This window comes from Kitasatospora sp. NPDC005856, from assembly GCF_040629945.1.
Classification (GTDB): domain Bacteria; phylum Actinomycetota; class Actinomycetes; order Streptomycetales; family Streptomycetaceae; genus Kitasatospora.
On record NZ_JBEXWT010000213.1, the window covers coordinates 1 to 2,186 of the forward strand.

General features: G+C 71.1%; 1 protein-coding gene. It reads right to left on the reverse strand.

The features are described 5' to 3' along the window. Window positions 1-2,186 (reverse strand): amino acid adenylation domain-containing protein (locus tag ABZ449_RS42010; protein WP_360357419.1); only part of this gene is annotated, 2,186 nt, incomplete at both ends.

A 2,186-nucleotide genomic window follows, 5' to 3' on the forward strand; every position in this document is an offset into this window, starting at 1 on the left:
CGCCAGCGTGTCGGCCTGACCCGCCAGGATCGCCCGCACCTCGCCCAGCATCACGTCCAGACCGGTGTGGTCCTGGACCAGGTGATGGATCCGCAGCAGGGCCACGATGGAGCCCGACGGCACCTCCGCCACGTGCAGTCCCAGCAACGGCGCCCGCGTGACATCGATCCGCGAGCCGGCGGCCGCCGTCAGGGCACCCACCGGGTCGCCCTCGGCCGGGTCCAGCCGGACCTCGGTGACCGGCAGCACGGCGTGACGCCACACCACCTGGACCGGCTCGCGCAGGCCCTCCCACACCACAGCGGTGCGGTAGATGTCATGCCGGTCGACGACCTGCTGCAGCGCACCCGCGAACGCGTCCAGCCGCTCCCGCGAGTCGAACTCCAGTGCCACGGGCAGCACATAGGCATCATCACCGCTGTCGGAGCCCAGCAGGTGGTGGAAGAGCAGACCCTCCTGCAGCGGCGCCAACGGATACACATCCGCCACGTTCGCCGCGCCGCCCTCGACGCTCGCGACCACCCGCTCCAGCTCCGCAGCGGACAACTCCACCAGCGGCAGCATCTCCGGAGTGATCTCCCGAGCACCCTCCGGGATCCCGTTCGGCGGCACCACCACCAGCTCCGGACCCGCCACCGCCACCAGACCGGCCACCGTCGGCGTCTCGAACAGCGCCCGCACCGACACCGACACACCACGCCCGCGCAGCTTCTCCACCAGCGACACCGCCAGCAGCGAATGACCACCCAGCATGAAGAAGTCGTCGTCGACCCCCACACCCTCCAGACCCAACACCTCGGCGAACGCCTGGCAGAGGATCTCCTCCTGCAACGTCGACGGACCCCGACCCGCACCCGCCGCATACCGCGGCACCGGCAACGCCCGACGGTCCACCTTGCCGTTCGCCGTCAGCGGCAGCGCCTCCAGCACCACCACCGCCGACGGCACCATGTACTCCGGCAACCGACGCGCCACGAACTCCCGCACACCCTGCGCCAGTTCCCCGCCCTCACCGGCAGCCGGCACCACATACGCCACCAACCGCCTGTCCCCGGGCACGTCCTCGCGGACCAGCACCAGAGCCTGGGCGACCCCCCCATGCCCGGCCACCACGGCCTGCACCTCACCCGGCTCGATCCGGAAACCACGGACCTTCACCTGCTCATCCGCACGACCCGCGAACTCCAGCAGACCCTCCGCGGTCCACCGAACCCGGTCACCGGTCCGATACATCCGCCCACCGACCGCCCCGAACGGATTCGCCACGAACCGCTCCGCCGACAGACCGGGCCGCCGCGCGTACCCGCGCGCCAACTGCTCGCCCGCGACGTACAACTCGCCGTACACACCGACCGGAACCGGGCACAGCGCAGCGTCGAGAACGTAGGCGCGACTGTTCCAGACCGGGCGCCCGATGGGCACGGTGGTCACGTCGGCGGCGGCGTCGAACGCGTGCATGGCGATCTGCACGGTGGTCTCGCTCGGCCCGTAGAGGTTGTGGAGGTCCACCGACCAGGAGGCGGCGGTCTGTGCGGCCAGAGCGGGGGTGACGGGTTCACCACCGACGAACACCCGCCGCAGCGACAGACCGGTTCCGTCTCCGGTCGTACCCACCGCCAGGGCGAGCAGGGACGGCACGAACTGCGCGATCGTGACCCGGTGCCGTCGGATGTACTCGACGAGTTGCGCGGGCTCCCTGGTGACCACCACCGGTGCCAGGCAGACCGTGGCGCCAGTCGTCAGCGGCAGCCAGACCTCCCAGACCGAGGCGTCGAAGCTCAGCGCTGTTCGGGCCAGGACGCGATCCCGCCCGTCGAGGGCGAACGTGTCGGCCATCCAGCGCATGTGGTTGGCGACGGCGCCCTGCTCGACCAGGACTCCCTTGGGAGTGCCGGTGGAACCAGAGGTGTAGATCAGGTAGGCGGGGTTCTGCGGCAACAGGGTGCCGTTGCGCTCGCCCGCCAGCACGGCGGTGTCGGGCAGTTCGGCCAACTCCGCCAGCAGCGAAGGCTCGTCGACCACCACGGTCGCAGGCAACGACGCGGGTAGCACCTCCAGGGAGGCTGCCGCCGTCACGACGCACGCCGCGTCGGCGTCGGCGAGCATGAAGGCGATCCGCTCGGCCGGGTACGCCACGTCCACCGGCAGGTAGGCGCCGCCGGCCTTCCACACCGCCAGCAACGCCA